14 protein-coding genes are annotated in these 16,914 nt (G+C 58.3%); 9 read left to right on the top strand and 5 right to left on the bottom strand.

Annotated elements, in window-relative coordinates; all coding sequences use genetic code 11:
• Positions 1-2 precede the first annotated feature (2 nt).
• On the bottom strand, positions 3-1,127 hold the full coding sequence (locus Q0816_RS16275; protein WP_298852438.1) for a beta-ketoacyl-ACP synthase III: 1,125 nt from the start codon (positions 1,125-1,127) through the stop codon (positions 3-5).
• A gap of 159 nt (positions 1,128-1,286) precedes the next feature.
• Here Q0816_RS16275 and Q0816_RS16270 point away from each other — a divergent pair, with 159 nt between their 5' ends.
• Genes Q0816_RS16270 through Q0816_RS16260 form a run of 3 tightly spaced genes read left to right on the top strand, consistent with a single transcriptional unit; the run spans position 1,287 to position 5,841 of the window.
• On the top strand, positions 1,287-1,754 hold the full coding sequence (locus Q0816_RS16270) for a MarR family transcriptional regulator (protein ID WP_298852436.1): 468 nt from the start codon (positions 1,287-1,289) through the stop codon (positions 1,752-1,754).
• Positions 1,751-2,788: an efflux RND transporter periplasmic adaptor subunit gene (locus tag Q0816_RS16265; RefSeq protein ID WP_298852434.1), complete on the top strand. Its 1,038-nt coding sequence runs from the start codon at positions 1,751-1,753 to the stop codon at positions 2,786-2,788. The genes Q0816_RS16270 and Q0816_RS16265 overlap by 4 nt, the downstream gene beginning before the upstream one ends.
• A gap of 11 nt (positions 2,789-2,799) precedes the next feature.
• Positions 2,800-5,841, top strand: a complete 3,042-nt coding sequence (locus Q0816_RS16260; RefSeq protein WP_298852432.1) for an efflux RND transporter permease subunit — start codon at positions 2,800-2,802, stop codon at positions 5,839-5,841.
• Positions 5,842-6,071: 230 nt separating this feature from the next.
• Here Q0816_RS16260 and carB read toward each other — a convergent pair whose 3' ends face one another.
• Entirely contained in the window at positions 6,072-9,416 is a 3,345-nt protein-coding gene (carB, locus tag Q0816_RS16255) for a carbamoyl-phosphate synthase large subunit (RefSeq protein ID WP_298852430.1), read from the bottom strand.
• A 177-nt stretch (positions 9,417-9,593) separates the two neighbouring features.
• On the opposite strand from carB, the gene Q0816_RS16250 reads away from it, so the two are divergent.
• The 4 genes from Q0816_RS16250 (at position 9,594) to aspS (ending at position 13,846) form a co-directional block, all read left to right on the top strand.
• Positions 9,594-10,721 carry an aminodeoxychorismate synthase component I gene (locus Q0816_RS16250; RefSeq protein WP_298852428.1) on the top strand — a complete coding sequence of 376 codons (1,128 nt, stop codon included), beginning with the start codon at positions 9,594-9,596 and terminating at the stop codon, positions 10,719-10,721.
• Entirely contained in the window at positions 10,676-11,323 is a 648-nt protein-coding gene (locus Q0816_RS16245) for an aminotransferase class IV family protein (RefSeq protein ID WP_298852426.1), read from the top strand. Before Q0816_RS16250 ends, Q0816_RS16245 begins: the two co-directional genes overlap by 46 nt.
• Entirely contained in the window at positions 11,320-11,991 is a 672-nt protein-coding gene (locus tag Q0816_RS16240) for a CPBP family intramembrane glutamic endopeptidase (RefSeq protein WP_367180514.1), read from the top strand. Before Q0816_RS16245 ends, Q0816_RS16240 begins: the two co-directional genes overlap by 4 nt.
• A 79-nt stretch (positions 11,992-12,070) precedes the next feature.
• Positions 12,071-13,846, top strand: coding sequence for an aspartate--tRNA ligase (gene aspS, locus Q0816_RS16235; RefSeq protein WP_298852424.1), 1,776 nt, complete (start codon positions 12,071-12,073; stop codon positions 13,844-13,846).
• Between the two features lie 175 nt (positions 13,847-14,021).
• On the opposite strand, the gene Q0816_RS16230 is transcribed toward aspS, so the two are convergent.
• A complete protein-coding gene (locus Q0816_RS16230) occupies positions 14,022-14,741 on the bottom strand; it encodes a response regulator (protein WP_298852422.1) in 720 nt (239 codons plus the stop codon).
• Positions 14,742-14,877: 136 nt separating this feature from the next.
• On the opposite strand from Q0816_RS16230, the gene mce reads away from it, so the two are divergent.
• Together mce and Q0816_RS16220 are read left to right on the top strand one after the other, a co-directional pair.
• A complete protein-coding gene (gene mce / locus Q0816_RS16225) occupies positions 14,878-15,282 on the top strand; it encodes a methylmalonyl-CoA epimerase (RefSeq protein ID WP_109313240.1) in 405 nt (134 codons plus the stop codon).
• 24 nt (positions 15,283-15,306) lie between these two features.
• Positions 15,307-15,579 carry a DUF1467 family protein gene (locus Q0816_RS16220; RefSeq protein ID WP_298852413.1) on the top strand — a complete coding sequence of 91 codons (273 nt, stop codon included), beginning with the start codon at positions 15,307-15,309 and terminating at the stop codon, positions 15,577-15,579.
• 6 nt (positions 15,580-15,585) lie between these two features.
• On the opposite strand, the gene Q0816_RS16215 is transcribed toward Q0816_RS16220, so the two are convergent.
• Positions 15,586-16,284 carry an EI24 domain-containing protein gene (locus Q0816_RS16215; RefSeq protein ID WP_298852411.1) on the bottom strand — a complete coding sequence of 233 codons (699 nt, stop codon included), beginning with the start codon at positions 16,282-16,284 and terminating at the stop codon, positions 15,586-15,588.
• Positions 16,281-16,859 (bottom strand): nitroreductase family protein, encoded by a 579-nt coding sequence (locus Q0816_RS16210; RefSeq protein WP_298852409.1) that lies wholly within the window; start codon positions 16,857-16,859, stop codon positions 16,281-16,283. The genes Q0816_RS16215 and Q0816_RS16210 overlap by 4 nt, the downstream gene beginning before the upstream one ends.
• Positions 16,860-16,914: the final 55 nt, after the last annotated feature.

The following is a 16,914-nucleotide window of genomic DNA, read 5'->3' as shown; positions in this document are numbered from 1 at the left end:
CGTCAGGCGTGGCGTTTCACGATCACCGACCCAACCGAATATCCGGCTCCGAAGGAACAGATCAGGCCCAGATCGCCTTCCTGCATGTCTTCGGAGTACTTAGAAAACGCGATGATCGACCCGGCGGATGACGTGTTTGCATAATCCTGAAGGATGTTTGGTTGCTCGCCTGCTTCGGGCTCACGGCCCAGAACTTTTTTGCCAATGAAATCGTTCATGGTTTTGTTGGCCTGATGCAGCCACAGGCGTTTGAGGTCGGTATTGCTGACCCCTTCGGCCTCCATGTGGTCGCTGATATGCTTGCTGACCATCGGCAGCACTTCCTTGAACACTTTCCGGCCGTTTTGCATGAACTGCATATCGCGTCGCTCGACCAGACCGTCGGGGCGCGAACGACGCAGGAACCCGTTATTGTTTCGGATATTGTTGGAAAACGTGGTGGCGCAGCGGGTCGAAAGGATTTCGAAATGCGGGCCATGCGCCTCTTCGATCCGTTCGATCAGCGTTGCCGTTGCCACATCGCCAAAGATGAAGTGACAATCGCGGTCGCACCATTCCAGATGGCCCGAGCATATTTCCGGGTTCACCACCAACGCCGCACGCACCGATCCCGATCTTACCATGTCCGCAGCGGCCTGAATGCCAAACGTGGCCGAAGAGCACGCGACGTTCATGTCAAAGCCGAACCCGTCGATGCCCAGTTCCTGCTGTATCTCAATCGCAACCGCCGGATAGGCGCGTTCGTGGTTCGAGGCGGCGCAGATTACCAGATCGACATCTGCTGCGTTGCGCCCCGCCTGCGCCAACGCCTTTTTGCAGGCATCGACCGCCATTTCGGTCATGATCCCGGGTTCGTCATCGCTGCGCTGACGCAGCGACGGGTGCATCACGTCCGGGTCCAGCACACCAGCCTTGTCCATCACGTACCGGTTTTCGATCCCCGACGCCTTGACGATGAACTCTTCGGATGAGTGTTGCATCGGCTCCATCTGACCAGCGGCGATTGCTTCGGCATTCTTCGCATTCTGTTTGTCGGCATACGCGTTGAACGCCACAACAAGTTCTGCATTGGTGATGACGTTCTGAGGCGTGAAGACACCGGAACCGGTGATGGCGGGGGTATACATGGCGGGCCCTGAATGTTTCGGATTTGCTCAAAATGCATTCATGGTGGGACTTGATCAAGGTATGTTGACCTAACGGAATGCTAACGGAGGTGCAGTTTCATATCTTGAATAGTTCATAAAGTGAAGTATATCGCCCCTTGACGCGCGCGGAGATTCCCAATGCCAGACGATATCAGTGCCAGACACGGCCGCCTCAGCCCCGAGATTCAGGCGATCATGGGGGTGTATGCCCTGTACTGGAAACTGGAAGAGACATTTGATTGCATCGAAACTGAACTGAGCCACCCCGAATGCCACATGCTGATCAAGCTGGATCAGCCAAAGCGCATGGGAGTGCTGGCTGCCGATATGCTAAGTGTACCGTCAACGATCACCGCCACCGCAGATGCTCTTGAAAAAACGGGCTACCTGACGCGCGAGCGTGACCCCGAAGACCGCCGTGCCTGGTTGCTGGTGCTGACCAGGCAAGGCGAAGAAACCCGCAACATGCTGGTGGCCGAGGCCGGAGACCTGTTTCACAGGGCCTCGGGCCTGAACCTAGAAGAAACCGCCGAATTCGCGCGACTTGCGTGCAAAATCCGTGACAACGTTCTGAAAACGGGAATTCCCGAGGGATTGAAGAAATGAAACTCCTGACCTCTATCGGCCTTTCGCTGGCCGTTCTGGCAACCCCCATTGCCGCTCAAGGCACCCCCAAACCGGTAAAACTCTTGCAGGTGCAAGAAACCGCGCCCGGATTCACCCGTCAGTTTTTCGGCCGTGTCGCCGCACGTCAGACCGTTGATCTTGCCTTTCAGGTGGCGGGTCAGATCGTTGAAATGCCCATCAACGAAGGCTTCGTGATCCCAAAAGATGGATTGATTGCACGTCTGGATCAAGAGCCGTTCGAGCTGCGTCTGGACCGGGCGCAGCTGCAAAAGGAACAGGCGGATCGGACCGTCGCGCGCTTGTCGCGCCTGCGTGGTACAACCGCCAGCCAGGTGGCGGTCGATGACGCCGAGACCGAGGCGCAGCTGGCTGCGATCGCGTTGCGCGACGCGGAATACGAACGCGAACACGCGACGCTGACCGCGCCATTTGACGCCCTGGTCTCCAGCCGCGCGGTCGAGGCCTTCACCACCGTTTCGGCCGGCGCGCCCATTGTCCGCATCCACGACATGTCCGAACTGCGCATCGAGGTGGACGTGCCCGAGATTCTGTTTCAACGCTCGGGTCAAAACGATGAAAGAACGATCACCGCCAAATTCCCCGTCAGCGACGAGGTCTTCCCATTGGAAATCCGGGAATTCGACGCTGAAACTTCCAGCGTGGGTCAGACCTTCCGTATCCAGTTTGGCCTGACTCCGCCCGAGGGGTTGCAAATCCTTCCGGGATCTTCAGTCACCGTGAACGTTCAGGTCCGCGATGGGCGCACAGGTATCGTCGTACCAGCGACTGCCATTGTCGCAGACGCTACCGGCGAACTCAGCGTCATGGTGTTCTCTCCGGTCGGAGCGGATGAAGGCACTGTCCGCCGTGTTCCGGTGACCATTGAACCCACGCAGACCGGCGATGTGCGGGTGCTGACGGGCTTGTCCGACGGTGACGAAGTTGTTGTTGCCGGGGGCGCTGTGCTGACAGACGGTCAGCCCGTGCGTCGGTTCACCGGCTTCGCGAACTGAGGGGCTGACAGATGAACATCGCTCGTGCCTCGATTGATCGGCCGCTTTACACATGGCTGATCATCCTCATTGCCCTGTTTGGGGGCATCTGGGGGTTCATGTCGCTTGGTCGTCTGGAAGACCCGGCTTTCACCATCAAGAATGCCGTCATCGCCACGCAATACCCTGGCGCCACTGCGGAACAGGTGGCGCTGGAGGTGTCCGAACCACTTGAATCCGCCATTCAGCAGATGGGCGAAGTCGACGTTATCACCTCGGTCAACCAACCCGGGCAATCGCTGATCGAGGTCGAGATCAAGTCGACATATGATGGCACCGAACTGCCCGCCATCTGGACCCGCCTGCGGGCCAAAGTGCGCGATGCAGCACGCGGCCTGCCGTCGGGTGTCAGCCAGCCATATGTGAATGACGGCTTTGGCGATGTGTTTGGTCTGTTCTATGCCGTGACCGCCGAAGGGTTCTCGGACGCCGAAAAGCACGAATTGGCCACCTTCCTGCGGCGCGAATTGCTGACCGTTGATGGTGTGGCGGATGTCGAGGTTCAGGGCCTGCCGAATGAGGCAATCTTTGTGGAGCCTGATCTGGCGATTTCGGTGAACCAGAATGTACCGCTGCAGGCGATTAACGAGGCCATTGCCAACGCGGATTCAGTGAATTCATCGGGCTCACTGCGCTCTGAAAACGGTCGGACCACAGTTCTGACTGCGGAAGGGTCGGACAGTGTGTCGGCCATTGCGGGTCTGTCCGTTGGCTCGCAAGGGCAAGTGATCAACCTGTTCGACATGTCCGATGTCTATCGCGCTCGTCAGAACGATCCGGATATCATGATCCGTTACAACGGGACCGAGGCGTTCACCCTTGGCATCGCGGGCCTGGCCACGGAAAACATCGTCGAAGTCGGCAAACGGGCCGACGCCAAATTCGCGGAACTTGACGCGAATATCCCCTTTGGCGTGGAAATCCTGCCGATCTACCAGCAGCATGTGGTGGTCGAGCAGGCCTCGAACGATTTCCTTGTGAACCTCGCCATGTCAGTGGCCATCGTGGTCGCCGTGTTGGGTATCTTCATGGGCTGGCGCGCGGCTATTGTTGTGGGTTCGACCTTGCTGTTGACCGTGGTGGGCACGCTTTTGTTCATGTCGCTGTTCTCGATCGAGATGGAGCGGATTTCGCTGGGCGCCCTGATTATTGCCATGGGGATGCTTGTGGACAATGCCATCGTGGTGGCCGAAGGGATGCAGATTTCCATGTTGCGCGGCAAGTCCTCGCGCGATGCAGCTGAAGATGTGGCGTCTAAGACGCAGATCCCGCTGCTGGGCGCAACGGTAATCGGAATCATGGCCTTTGCAGGGATCGGCCTCAGCCCCGATGCGACGGGTGAGTTTCTGTTCTCACTGTTTGCAGTGATCGGAATCTCGCTGTTGCTAAGTTGGATACTGGCCATAACTGCTACGCCGCTTTTGGGGCACTACTTCTTCAAGCAGGGCAAAGAAGGTGAGATCGACGCTTACGGAGGCATCCTGTTCAGGATCTATGGTGCAATTCTGCATTTTGCGCTCCGCTTCCGTTGGTTGGTTGTTGTCGGCCTCGTTGGTGTAACAGTGGTGTGTTACGCTGGGTTCGGGCTGATGAAACAGCAGTTCTTCCCAAACTCGAACACGCCGCTGTTCTTCGTGCATTATAAACTGCCTCAGGGCACACCGATTGCGCGTACGGCGCAGGATATGGCGGTGTTCGAAGACTGGCTGGCCAAACGCGAAGACGTGGTTTCGGTCACAACATTCGTCGGTCAGGGGGCAACCCGGTTCATGCTGACCTATTCGGCGGAAAAACCGAACCCGAGCTACGGTCACATGATCATCCGCACGGAAAGCCTGGATGACATCCCGGCATTGCAGGCGGATCTGGAAGCGTTTGGATCTGTCCAATTTCCAGAAGGTGAGTTTGGCACCAAGCGTCTGGTATTCGGACCCGGTGGCGGTGACCCGATCCAGGCCCGATTCTCAGGCAGTGATCCGGTCGTGCTGCGCCAACTTGCTGACGAGGCCGTTCAGCGCATGGCGGCGGCATCGCCCAACGCGCTGCTCGTCCATCACGACTGGCGCGAACAAGAACTGGCGGTACAGCCGATCTATGCAACCGAGCGGGCACAGACGGCGGGTGTAACGCGTGAGGACATTGCCGCAACATTGCAATTCTCGACCGATGGCATCACAGGCGGCGTGTTCCGGGAACGCGATCGCCTTATTCCGATCATCCTGCGCCGACCAGCGGAAGGGGATTATTCGATTGTTGATCAGGTGGTGTATTCGGACCAGTCAGAGAAATTTGTACCAATCGAACAGATGGTCGATGGCTTCGCGTACGAATCCCTCAATTCGCTGGTTCACCGCCGCGACCGCGTTCTGACCATCACCGTTGGCGCAGACATCCCACCCGAGCTGACAGCGGCACAGGTTCACGCCGAAGTTCGTGACGCTATCGAGGCCATCGAGTTGCCCCCGGGCTATAGGATGGAGTGGGGCGGTGAGTTTGAAAACTCGCGCGACGCACAGGAAAGCCTGGGCAAGCAATTGCCGTTGAGCCTGCTGATCATGGTGCTGATCTCGGTCCTGTTGTTCAACGCGATCCGTCAGCCGATCATCATCTGGCTGTTGGTGCCGATGTCGGTCAACGGCGTGGTCATTGGCCTGCTGGGAACAGGGCTGCCCTTCACCTTCACCGCGCTTCTTGGCCTGCTCAGCTTGTCAGGCATGTTGATCAAGAACGGTATTGTTCTGGTGGAAGAGATCGACCTTGTTCGTGCCACAGGTAAACCCCTGCGCGAGTCCATCGTCGAAGCCTCAGTTTCCCGTTTGCGCCCTGTGATGCTGGCTGCGATCACGACCGTTCTGGGCATGGCACCGTTGCTGACAGATGCGTTCTTCGTCTCGATGGCGGTGACGATCATGGGGGGGCTGGCCTTTGCGACCGTCCTGACAATGGTTGCCGCGCCGGTATTCTACCTGCTCTTCTTTGCGCGGGACGAGAAACGCGAATCACTGGCCGCGTGATAACAGGCTTTGACCGGGTCCGGAGGAAAGATCGGACCCGGTTAGATCAGATCAATGGGACAAACGGCACATCGCATGCAGCCAGAACGGTGAATACCGTGAGAACCAGAAAAGTGCGCATTGTTTCATTCTCCTTGTGCCCGGAAAAAATGCGCGCCCGTTGATGGTAGGTCAACGGGCGCGCATCTGTTCGTTCATGAGTGAGCCAATTGTGGCTCAGGCTGAGCGGATTACCCCTGCAGCGACTTCACCTCGACATCCCCTTCGGCCTGCGCCTTGATGGCCAGAGCGGCAGCATTGCTCGCGGCGGCGGTGGTGTAATAAGGGATCTTGTCGTAGAGCGCGATGGACCGGATGGCCTTGCTGTCCTCAACCGCCTGCGCGCCCTCGGTGGTGTTCATCAGCAGTTGAACCTGACCGTCTTTCAGCATGTCGACAACGTCCGGGCGGCCCTCATACACCTTGTTGACGACGTCGCAGGGCACGCCTTGATCAGCCAGCCAGCTTTGCGTGCCGCGGGTGGCGACCAGAGTGAAGCCCTGCTCAACCAGCACCTGCGCGGCCTCCAACATTGCGGCAGTCTTGTCTGCATCCTTGATCGAGATGAAGGCTCGCCCCGAGGAGGGCAGCACCATCCCCGCCCCCATCTGCGCCTTGAGGAAAGCGCGGGGGAAGTCGCGGTCCCACCCCATGACTTCGCCGGTCGAGCGCATTTCCGGGCCCAGAATGGTGTCGACGCCGGGGAATCGGGCAAAGGGCAACACGGCCTCTTTCACCGAGAACCACGGCATGTCCGGATCAGCCAGCGTCATCTGGTCAGCAATCTTGGTGTCGTCCACTGTTTTGTAAGGTGGGCGTTTCGGGAAATCTGCCAGCTTTTCGCCTGCCATGACGCGCGCGGCGATAGACGCAATCGCACTGTCGGTCGCCTTGGCCACAAATGGCACGGTGCGCGAGGCGCGCGGGTTCACTTCGATCAGATAAATCTCATCATCCTTGATCGCGAACTGCACGTTCATCAAACCGACAACGTTCAATGCCTTTGCCAGTTTGAACGTCTGATCCTTGATCTGCGCGAGGATCTCTTTCGACAAGGAATAAGGTGGCAGCGAACAGGCCGAGTCGCCCGAGTGCACGCCGGCCTCTTCGATATGTTGCATGATGCCTGCGACATGAACATCGGTGCCATCGCACAGCGCATCAACGTCCAGCTCAACCGCGCCAGCCAGATAGCTGTCCAGCAGAACGGGGCTGTCGCCCGAGACCACAACGGCCTCGTTTATGTAGCGTCTCAGCTGATCCATATCGCGTACAATTTCCATCGCGCGACCGCCCAGGACATAAGAGGGGCGGATCACCAGCGGGAAGCCGATATCCTCGGCGATTTCCAACGCCTGTTCATCGGTGGAGGCGATACCGTTATTGGGCTGTTTCAGGCCCAGATCGTTGACCAGCGCCTGGAACCGCTCGCGGTCTTCAGCCAGGTCGATAGCGTCCGGGGTGGTACCCAGGATCGGGATGCCTTCGGCTTCTAGCGCATTGGCCAGTTTCAGCGGGGTCTGGCCGCCGAACTGAACGATGACGCCGTGAAGTGTGCCGTTTTCCTGTTCCTTTGCCAGGATTTCCATAACGTGTTCGAAAGTCAGTGGTTCGAAATACAACCGGTCCGAGGTGTCATAGTCGGTCGACACGGTTTCAGGGTTACAGTTTACCATTATGGTCTCATAACCCGCATCGGTCAGCGCGAAACAGGCGTGACAGCAGCAATAGTCGAACTCGATCCCCTGGCCGATCCGGTTGGGACCACCGCCCAGAATGACGACCTTTTTGCGGTCGCTTGGGCGTGCTTCGCATTCAACCTCACCCATCATCGGGGCCTCGTAGGTCGAATACATGTAAGGCGTTTGCGCCTCAAACTCGGCGGCGCAGGTGTCGATGCGTTTGAAGACGGCGGTGACGCCCAGATTGCGCCGGGCGCGGCGGACATTGTCCTCATCCCGGCCCGTCAGATTGCCCAAACGCGCATCGGTGAAGCCCATCATTTTCAGTCTGCGGATACCGTTCTCGGTCACCGGCAGGCCGTCTTTCCGCACCTGACGCTCGGCCTCGATGATCTCGCGGATCCGGGCCAGGAACCACGGGTCGAATTTTGTGACACTAAAAATCTCGTCGTCGCTCAAGCCGTGACGCATGGCCTGTGCAATGGTGCGCAGACGATCAGGGGTCTGCTGGCTGATCGCCTTGATCACGGCTGCTTTGTCGTCGGCTTCATCCCAGACACCAACATTCAGGCCGGGGATTTCGACCTCATCAAAGCCGGTCAGGCCCGATTCCATCGAGGCCAGCGCCTTTTGCATCGATTCGTGGATTGTGCGGCCGATGGACATCGCCTCACCCACCGATTTCATGGCGGTGGTCAGGTACGGCTCGGAGCCGGGGAATTTCTCAAACGCGAATTTCGGAATCTTAGTGACGACATAGTCGATGGTCGGCTCGAAGGATGCGGGTGTGACCTTGGTGATGTCGTTGTCGAGCTCATCCAGCGTATAGCCCACGGCCAGTTTTGCCGCGATCTTGGCAATCGGGAAACCGGTTGCCTTGGACGCCAGCGCAGATGAACGCGACACACGCGGGTTCATCTCGATCACGACCATCCGGCCATCGTCGGGGTTGATCGCCCACTGTACATTCGAGCCGCCGGTCTCGACCCCGATCTCACGCAGAACGGCAATCGAGCCGTTGCGCATGATCTGGTATTCCTTGTCGGTCAGCGTCAGGGCAGGAGCCACGGTGATCGAGTCACCCGTGTGAACGCCCATCGGATCGATGTTTTCAATCGAGCAGACGATGATCGCGTTGTCGGCGGTGTCACGCACCACTTCCATCTCGTATTCTTTCCAGCCCAGCAAGCTTTCATCGACGAGGATCTGATTCACCGGCGAAGCATCCATACCCGAGCGGCAAAAATGGATATAGTCCTCACGGTTATAGGCAACACCGCCGCCGGTACCGCCCAAGGTGAAGGCAGGGCGAATGATGGCGGGCAGGCCGATCTCTTCCAATTCGTCCAGCGCCATCTGTACCCCGGCGTCCAGATCGGTCGAGCCGTTGTCGCGCTTGGGAGCGGTGATGATGGTGGCCTTGGGGTTCTCCAGCTCCAGCCGGTCCATCGCTTCGCGGAACAGTTTACGGTCTTCGGCCATTTCGATGGCGTCGCGCTTGGCACCGATCATCTCGACACCGAACTTGTCCAGTACACCCATTTCTTCCAGCGCGAGCGAGGTGTTCAGGCCGGTCTGTCCGCCCATCGTGGGCAGCAGGGCGTCTGGGCGCTCTTTCTCGATGATCTTGGCGACGACCTCGGGCGTGATCGGCTCGATATAGGTGGCATCCGCCAAACCGGGGTCAGTCATGATTGTCGCCGGGTTCGAATTCACCAGAATGACCCGGTAGCCTTCTTCGCGCAGCGCCTTGCAGGCCTGAGCACCGGAATAGTCGAATTCGCAGGCCTGACCAATAACAATGGGGCCCGCCCCGATGATCATGATCGACTGGATGTCGGTTCTTCTCGGCATGGCCTTGATCCTTTGATTGTCCGCGAGTCAGGGCACCGCCCAAGCGCCCAAATTGTCCTGCGTTATAGGGACCGCGCGAAAAGGTGCAAGAGGGATCGGAAACAGGGGCGAAATTGCCGCTTTCCCCTCTTTCACTTGGCGGAGTATTCTCTATATCGCCCCTCACGGCAAATGAGGATGCAAGTGCGTATTCGTTTCGATCAGGGACCGGCCGGGCGTGGAACCCGGTTTCAGCGTCCGTCTCAGATCATCCGCGCGGATGTCGCGGAAGAGGTGCCCCAGGCTCTGGCGGCGCTGGATGAGTCGCGTGCGGGTGGTGCCTGGCTGGCAGGATATGCCAGTTACGAGCTGGGCTATGCGCTTGAGCCGAGGCTAAATGCTCTTTTGCCGGAAGAACGCCGTTTGCCTTTGCTGTGCTTTGGGGTGTACGACGCACCGGATCGGGTCGCCTTGCCGTTGCCTGCGGGTGACGTGGGTGCGTTCCGGCCCCGTTGGGACGAGGCGCGCTATGCCAAAGCCTTTCAGACCGTGCATGACGCCATCGGCGCGGGCGACATTTATCAGGCCAACCTGACCTTTCCGATTGATCTGACCGTCTTGGGCGATAGCGAAACGCTCTATGCCGCGCTGGTGGCAGGGCAGCCGGTGGGCCACGGAGTACTGGTGCAGCAGGATGGGTTGCCCGATCTTCTCAGCCGCTCGCCGGAACTGTTTTTCCGCACGGATGAGGACGGAAAGATCGAAACTCGCCCGATGAAGGGCACGCAGCCACGCAGTGAAGACCCGCATGAGGATGCGCAGCGTCGGGCCTTTCTGTCCACGGATGAAAAGAACCGGGCCGAGAACCTGATGATCGTTGACCTGCTGCGCAACGACATCAGTCGGGTCGCGCTGCCCGGATCGGTCCATGTGCCCGAGTTGTTCAGGGTCGAAACTTACGCCACCGTTCATCAGATGGTCTCTCTGGTCCGCGCGCAGCTACACAAATACGTCGGGCTGGGCGAGATTGTGACAGCGCTGTTCCCCTGCGGATCGATCACCGGTGCGCCCAAGATCCGCGCAATGGAGATTCTGGCCGAGCTGGAGCCATGGCCGCGTGACATCTATTGCGGTACCATCGGCTGGGCCGCGCCTGATGGTCGGTCCGAGTTCAACGTGGCAATACGCACCTTGATGCTTGAAGACGATCACGCCACCCTGAATGTAGGCGGCGGAGTCGTATGGGACAGCACCGCCGCGTCAGAATATGAGGAAGCGCTATGGAAAGCCCGCTTCGCCCATCAGCTGAGCCTGATTTCCGTCTGATCGAAACGCTGGCCTTCCGGCCTGAGCAGGGTTTCGTTCGACAGGACCGCCATCTTGCGCGCATGGCCCGCACAGCATCGGCCCTTGGCGTTCCCTTCAATTCGGATGAAGCGACCGCAGTGTTGAATGAAGCTGTCGGTGATACCCCGTTGCGTTGCCGTTTGACACTGGACGCATCTGGAGTGTTCGATTTGACGACCGGCGTTTTGGCCGGCAATCCACCAATCTGGCGCGTAGCCCTGTCCGATCAGCGTCTGGCTTCGAATGATCTTTGGTTGCGTTACAAGACGACCCACCGCGCTCTCTATGATTCCGCACGTGCCGCATTGCCGGAGGGAATAGATGAGTTGTTGTTCCTGAATGAACTTGACGAGCTTTGTGAAGGCACCATCACAAACCTGTTTTTGGAGATGCCTGATGGCCGAGTTCTGACACCGGCGCTGTCCAGCGGACTGTTACCGGGTATTCTGCGTGAAGAGCTGCTGGATAAAGAAACAGTTATAGAGGCTGTCCTGACCTTGACCGATCTTAAAAACGCACAAACTGTCTACATGGGCAATTCATTGCGCGGACTGATCCGGGTGGAGTTTAGAGACACGTGACCAAAGACTTCGCGATGATCGCTCCGCCGGTTGCGCTGCCGCGGCTACGGCTGGAATTCAGCCTGTTCTTTATCGGCCTGCCTTTGCTGATCGCTGTTTTCTTTCCGCCGAGCTGGATGTTTCCGGCGTTGTTTGCCCTGACAGGGTTGGGTGTCGTCCTATTGCATAGGACGCCCGGATTTCAGTGGGCCGAGCTGCGTTACGACTGGGCCAACTGGTCATTGCGTGAGGTGGCGTTGTTCACCGCTATTATGACCGTCTTTTGCGTGGGATTGATACAGATCACGCGCCCCGATGCTGCTTTCTTCCTGCTCAAACACCGCCCCGAAATGCTGGCCTTTATCTGGATCGGCTACCCGATTTTGTCGGCCCTGCCACAAGAGCTGCTGTTTCGCCCATTGTTCTTTCGCCGCTATCACGCGATTTTACCTGAGGGGCGCGCGGCCTATCCGTTGAACGCGGCCATATTCTCGTTCGCGCATCTGATGTACTGGAGCTGGATCGTCGCTATTATGACCTTCGCGGGCGGGCTGCTGTTCACATGGGCCTACCGAAAGCGTGGCTCATTCTTCTATGCGGTGCTGTTGCACGCGATTGCGGGCAATATCATCTTTGCTGTGGGGCTGGGTGTCTATTTCTACTCAGGCAATGTGCAAAGGCCGTTTTGACGGGGCAACCCGCCTTGACTTTCCCTGTCTGACAGGGTGTATCGGCCCGACGAATTCTGCGCCCGAAGGGATATGATCCATGCACGCCTATCGCAGCCACACCTGCGCCGCTCTGACCGCCGCCAATGTTGGCGAAACCGTTCGCCTGTCCGGCTGGGTGCATCGGGTACGAGACCACGGTGGCGTGTTGTTCATCGACTTGCGCGACCATTTCGGCGTGACGCAGGTTCTGTGCGACGGCGACAGCGCCGCTTTTGCCGAGCTTGAAAAGGTGCGCTCCGAATGGTGTATTCGCATCGACGGCACCGTCAAAGCACGTGACCCGGAACTGGTGAACGCAAAGCTGCCCACCGGCGAGATCGAAGTTTACGTGCGTGAACTGGAAGTGCTGGGTGCTGCCGACGAACTGCCGCTGATGGTGTTCGGCGATCAGGAATACCCTGAAGAAACCCGCCTGCGCTATCGCTATCTGGACCTGCGCCGCGAAGCGATGCAGCAGAACATGACCCTGCGCTCGGACGTTGTGTCCTCGATGCGCAAACGTATGTGGGATCAGGGTTTCCGCGAGTATCAGACGCCGATCATCACCGCTTCGTCGCCCGAAGGCGCGCGCGACTTTCTGGTGCCCTCGCGCCTGCATCCCGGCAAGTTCTATGCGCTGCCGCAGGCACCGCAGCAGTTCAAGCAGCTGATCATGGTGTCGGGGTTTGACAAGTATTTTCAGATCGCGCCGTGCTTTCGTGACGAGGACCCGCGTGCCGATCGTTCACCCACCGATTTCTATCAGCTCGACCTTGAGATGTCGTTTGTCGAGCAGCAGGACGTGTTTGACACGATCCAGCCCGTTCTGACCGGCGTGTTCGAAGAGTTCGGTGGTGGCCGCAAGGTCGATCAGGACTGGCCGCAGATTTCCTACAAGGACGCGGCACTTTGGTATGGTAGCGACAAGCCCGACCTGCGGAATCCTATCAAAATGCAAGTGGTCTCCGACCACTTCCGCGGGTCTGGCTTTGCGATTTTCGCAAAGCTGCTTGAGCAGGAAGGCACCGAAATCCGCGCCATTCCCGCGCCGACCGGTGGCAGCCGCAAGTTCTGTGACCGCATGAACGCTTTTGCCCAGAAGGAAGGTTTGCCGGGAATGGGCTATATCTTCTGGCGCGATCAAGGCGAAGGGATGGAGGCCGCAGGACCGTTAGCCAAGAACATTGGCCCCGAGCGCACCGAAGCGATCCGTCAGCAACTGAGTCTGGGCGTTGGTGATGCAGCGTTCTTCTTGGGCGGCAAGCCCAAGGCTTTTGAGAAGGTCGCTGGCAAAGCCCGTGATGTGATTGGCGACGAGCTTGGCCTCTCCAAAAAAGACCGTTTTGCCTTTGCCTGGATCGTGGACTTCCCGATCTACGAGCAGGACGAAGAAACCGGCGCGATCGATTTTGAACACAACCCGTTCTCGATGCCGCAAGGTGGCATGGAGGCGCTGCAAGGCAACCCGCTGGACGTGCGCGGATACCAGTACGATTTGGCCTGTAACGGGTACGAGTTGGTTTCGGGCGCGATCCGGAACCACAAGCCGGAAATCATGCTGAAAGCCTTTGAACTGGCAGGCTATGGCGAGGATGAGGTCAAATCCCGCTTTGGCGCCCTGTTCAACGCCTTCCATTTTGGCGCACCGCCACACGGTGGCTGCGCAGCTGGCATCGACCGGATCGTGATGTTGTTGGCGGATGAAGCCAATATCCGCGAAGTCATGATGTTCCCGATGAACCAGCGCGCCGAAGATCTGATGATGGATGCACCTTCGGATCCGACCTCGGATCAGTTGATGGAGCTGGGGCTTCGCATTATCCCGCAGGACTAAGCAATTTCCGCCCGCGCCATGCGGGCGGATTTTTGCTCGTGCAGGCTGTGCGCATCAGTCCAGCGGGTTTTTCAAATTGTCCCGATTGATACGAATGGAACGCGCAGCGTGCCGGGTTTGTCGGTAAACCCAAACGCACAAAAGGGTCGCGGTGATGAAATAGGCCGTGACCATTTCAAATCGCCTCTCTCTGTTCCAGACGGTTCTGCACCATCCCTGCAACCTGAGCCGCTTGCGCCGTGATCGGTGCCCCGGTTGCACGCGACCGCGCCAGCTTTTGGGCTGCTTCGGCAAGGGGGCGGTCGTCAGCTTCGCGCGCGACGCCTTGCAGAAACTGGGCGGCATAATCCAATGTGCGGTGATCGTGGGTACCGGACAGAACATCAGCGATATGAGCCATATCGTCCTGATAGGCCATCGGGTCGGGGTTGATAATTTCGTCGCGCACCGCATGCAGTCCACTGGGCCGCCGATCTTCCGGCAGGCGTTCCAGGATGGACTTCTGAAAATAAGACATTGATTTTAGCGGCTTGGGCAAAAAACCATCCGCCCCGGCTGCAATAGCCGTGTCTTCGTTGGCATCATCACCCGACAGGCCGAGGATGACACTGATACGTGGAGTGGCTTCTGCCAGCTCCGCGATCAGATCGGCACCGGACCCGTCCGGCAGGCCCATATCGACCAGAATGACCGAGGGGCGATAGATCTGCAGATGTCGTCGGGCCGATTTCAGGCAATCCGCGCGGCGGATACGCGCGCCGCTGTGCAAGCACATCAGGCGTATCGCGTCGCAGGCGTATCGGCTGTCTTCGACAACCAGAATGGTCTGACCCAGCAAGGGCCGCGTCGCGGTGGGCGCGGCGGTGGTGGTGACAAGTAGGCCCGAATCGTCCATGACAGCTCTCCTATCCAGCAGATGCTTCAAGCTAGGAACTTCTGGCTAACACGACGTTAACGCGCGATTTGGCGCACTTGTCCTTTTGCAGATCAGCCCCCATAACCCACGCAACGCAGGACAGCAGGAGTGAGACATGATTGGACGCTTGAACCACGTTGCCATCGCCGTGCCGGATCTTGAGGCGGCGTCCGAGCAATACCGCAACGCGCTGGGCGCCAAGGTTGGCGCACCGCAGGATGAGCCGGATCACGGCGTCACGGTTGTGTTCATCGAACTGCCCAACACCAAGATCGAGCTTTTGTACCCGCTGGGCGACGACAGCCCGATCAACGGATTTCTGGAAAAGAACCCCGCAGGCGGCATCCATCATGTGTGTTATGAAGTCGAAGACATCATTGCTGCACGCGATCATCTGAAAGAGACCGGAGCCCGGGTTCTGGGGTCGGGCGAGCCCAAGATCGGTGCGCATGGCAAGCCGGTTCTGTTCCTGCATCCCAAAGATTTCAACGGCTGCCTGGTTGAGCTGGAACAGGTATGATCCCCCAACCCCGGAGGGCCTGAAATGACCATTACTGCCGCATTGGTGTTGTTCGCCGTCATCTGGTTCATGACGTTATTGGTGGTGCTGCCCATTCGCATCAAGACCCAGGGCGATCTGGGCGAGATCGTTCCGGGCACCCATGCGGGCGCGCCGGAAGTGCATCACATGAAGAAAAAGATGTGGATCACCACAGGCATTTCAGTGGTCCTATGGGCGATCATTGCCGGTATTATCCTTTCCGGAGCGATCTCGGTGCGTGATTTCGACTGGCTGAACCAGTTGGAGCGACGGTAAACCTTGTCAGACCTTTGGGTCTGACAAAGCGTGATAGATATGAGTGAAGGTGGCTGCTCCGATGATCGGGATCACCAGGTTTATCAGGGGCACCGAAAGCGGAATGGCCATCAAAGTCCCCGCCACCCATATCGTTGTCGCATGCTTGGCACGCAGCTTGCGTGCACCATCGCGTCCGACCCTTCGCATGGCAGCAAGGGTGAAGTATTCCCGCCCCAGCAAGAACCCGTTCATGGCCCAGAAGATGAAGGGCGCTAGCGGAGTGAAGATTGCATAAAGGATCAGCGCCAGCAGGTTTGCGAAAACCAAAACGCCAAGAAAACTGAGACTGTCCAAAAGCGCCTCGGAAACCGGAATACGCCGCGCAGTTGGCAAGGTAGGGAAGTGCTTGTCCTCAACGGCCTGTGCCACCTCGTCCAGAAAGATTGAGGTGACAGCCGACGCGACCGGTACCATCAGAAAAACGGGCAGAATCAGGACAAGTAGGATACCAGAATAATTCAGAACGTCGTTCAGCCATGGCACCGCGCCGATAAATGGCAGAGAGATCTCGCGGCCTGACAACCCGTTAATGAGCCAGATTGCACCCGCGCAGGCGATGACCAGAAATAGGATGGTCAAACCTATGCCGCGCAGCAAAACGGCACGAAATTTGGGATCACCAATCTGGCCAAGTGCGCTGAAAAATGCGTTCAGGATGTTCATTCCATGACCCATTCTGTCAGAGCCTCTATATCGGGCCGTGGGCGTTCTGGCGGCACCGTTCCTTCGGTTGCGATATGGATCAGCCCGGCCACACGTTCGCTGTTGGCTAGTCCAAATGCGTCGACGCAAAAGTCGCGATCATGGGTTTGCCAACCTGACAGCCAGTTCGCGCCCCAGCCTGCAGCCAGCGCGGCGTTCAACAAGGCCAGGCAGACCGCGCCAGCGGAATAGGTTTGTTCGACCGCTGGGATTTTCTCGGATGGCTTGTGCACCTCGATGACTACAACAGCCAAATGCCCCATATCGAATTGATTGCGCGCTTTGACAATGTCTTCAGGGCTTTTACCTAGCTTTTGCCCGCAGGTTTCAGTCAGGGTCGCCAGACGCGGCATCGCGCCCTTCTCCAGAACGATGAATCGCCAGGGCTCAAGCTTGCCATGATCAGGACTGCGCGCGGCGGCCGTCAGCAAAGGCAGCAACTCGTCCCGCGTCGGGGCCGGTGCAACCAGTGTCTTGGCGGGCCGGGACCGGCGCGACTGTAAAAACTCCAGAGCGGCGGGGTTTTTCAGGGACATATGTTAACTTCCTTTACATCACGACACTGTATCTTGGTCGACATTCAGCCCGTTT

It is taken from the genome of uncultured Ruegeria sp., from assembly GCF_947497005.1.
Classification (GTDB): Bacteria; Pseudomonadota; Alphaproteobacteria; order Rhodobacterales; family Rhodobacteraceae; genus Ruegeria.
This window is presented reverse-complemented; position numbering and strand designations above follow the sequence as displayed.

Excerpts from the sequence above, each read along its gene's own strand:
- Q0816_RS16265 (WP_298852434.1), top strand. The coding sequence starts at position 1,751 with ATGAAACTCCTGACCTCTATCGGCCTTTCGCTGGCCGTTCTGGCAACC.
- mce (WP_109313240.1), top strand. The coding sequence starts at position 14,878 with ATGATTGGACGCTTGAACCACGTTGCCATCGCCGTGCCGGATCTTGAG.
- Q0816_RS16230 (WP_298852422.1), bottom strand. The coding sequence starts at position 14,741 with ATGGACGATTCGGGCCTACTTGTCACCACCACCGCCGCGCCCACCGCG.
- Q0816_RS16245 (WP_298852426.1), top strand. The coding sequence starts at position 10,676 with ATGGAAAGCCCGCTTCGCCCATCAGCTGAGCCTGATTTCCGTCTGATC.
- Q0816_RS16275 (WP_298852438.1), bottom strand. The coding sequence starts at position 1,127 with ATGTATACCCCCGCCATCACCGGTTCCGGTGTCTTCACGCCTCAGAAC.
- aspS (WP_298852424.1), top strand. The coding sequence starts at position 12,071 with ATGCACGCCTATCGCAGCCACACCTGCGCCGCTCTGACCGCCGCCAAT.
- Q0816_RS16215 (WP_298852411.1), bottom strand. The coding sequence starts at position 16,284 with ATGAACATCCTGAACGCATTTTTCAGCGCACTTGGCCAGATTGGTGAT.
- Q0816_RS16270 (WP_298852436.1), top strand. The coding sequence starts at position 1,287 with ATGCCAGACGATATCAGTGCCAGACACGGCCGCCTCAGCCCCGAGATT.
- Q0816_RS16250 (WP_298852428.1), top strand. The coding sequence starts at position 9,594 with ATGCAAGTGCGTATTCGTTTCGATCAGGGACCGGCCGGGCGTGGAACC.
- Q0816_RS16260 (WP_298852432.1), top strand. The coding sequence starts at position 2,800 with ATGAACATCGCTCGTGCCTCGATTGATCGGCCGCTTTACACATGGCTG.
- Q0816_RS16210 (WP_298852409.1), bottom strand. The coding sequence starts at position 16,859 with ATGTCCCTGAAAAACCCCGCCGCTCTGGAGTTTTTACAGTCGCGCCGG.
- carB (WP_298852430.1), bottom strand. The coding sequence starts at position 9,416 with ATGCCGAGAAGAACCGACATCCAGTCGATCATGATCATCGGGGCGGGC.
- Q0816_RS16220 (WP_298852413.1), top strand. The coding sequence starts at position 15,307 with ATGACCATTACTGCCGCATTGGTGTTGTTCGCCGTCATCTGGTTCATG.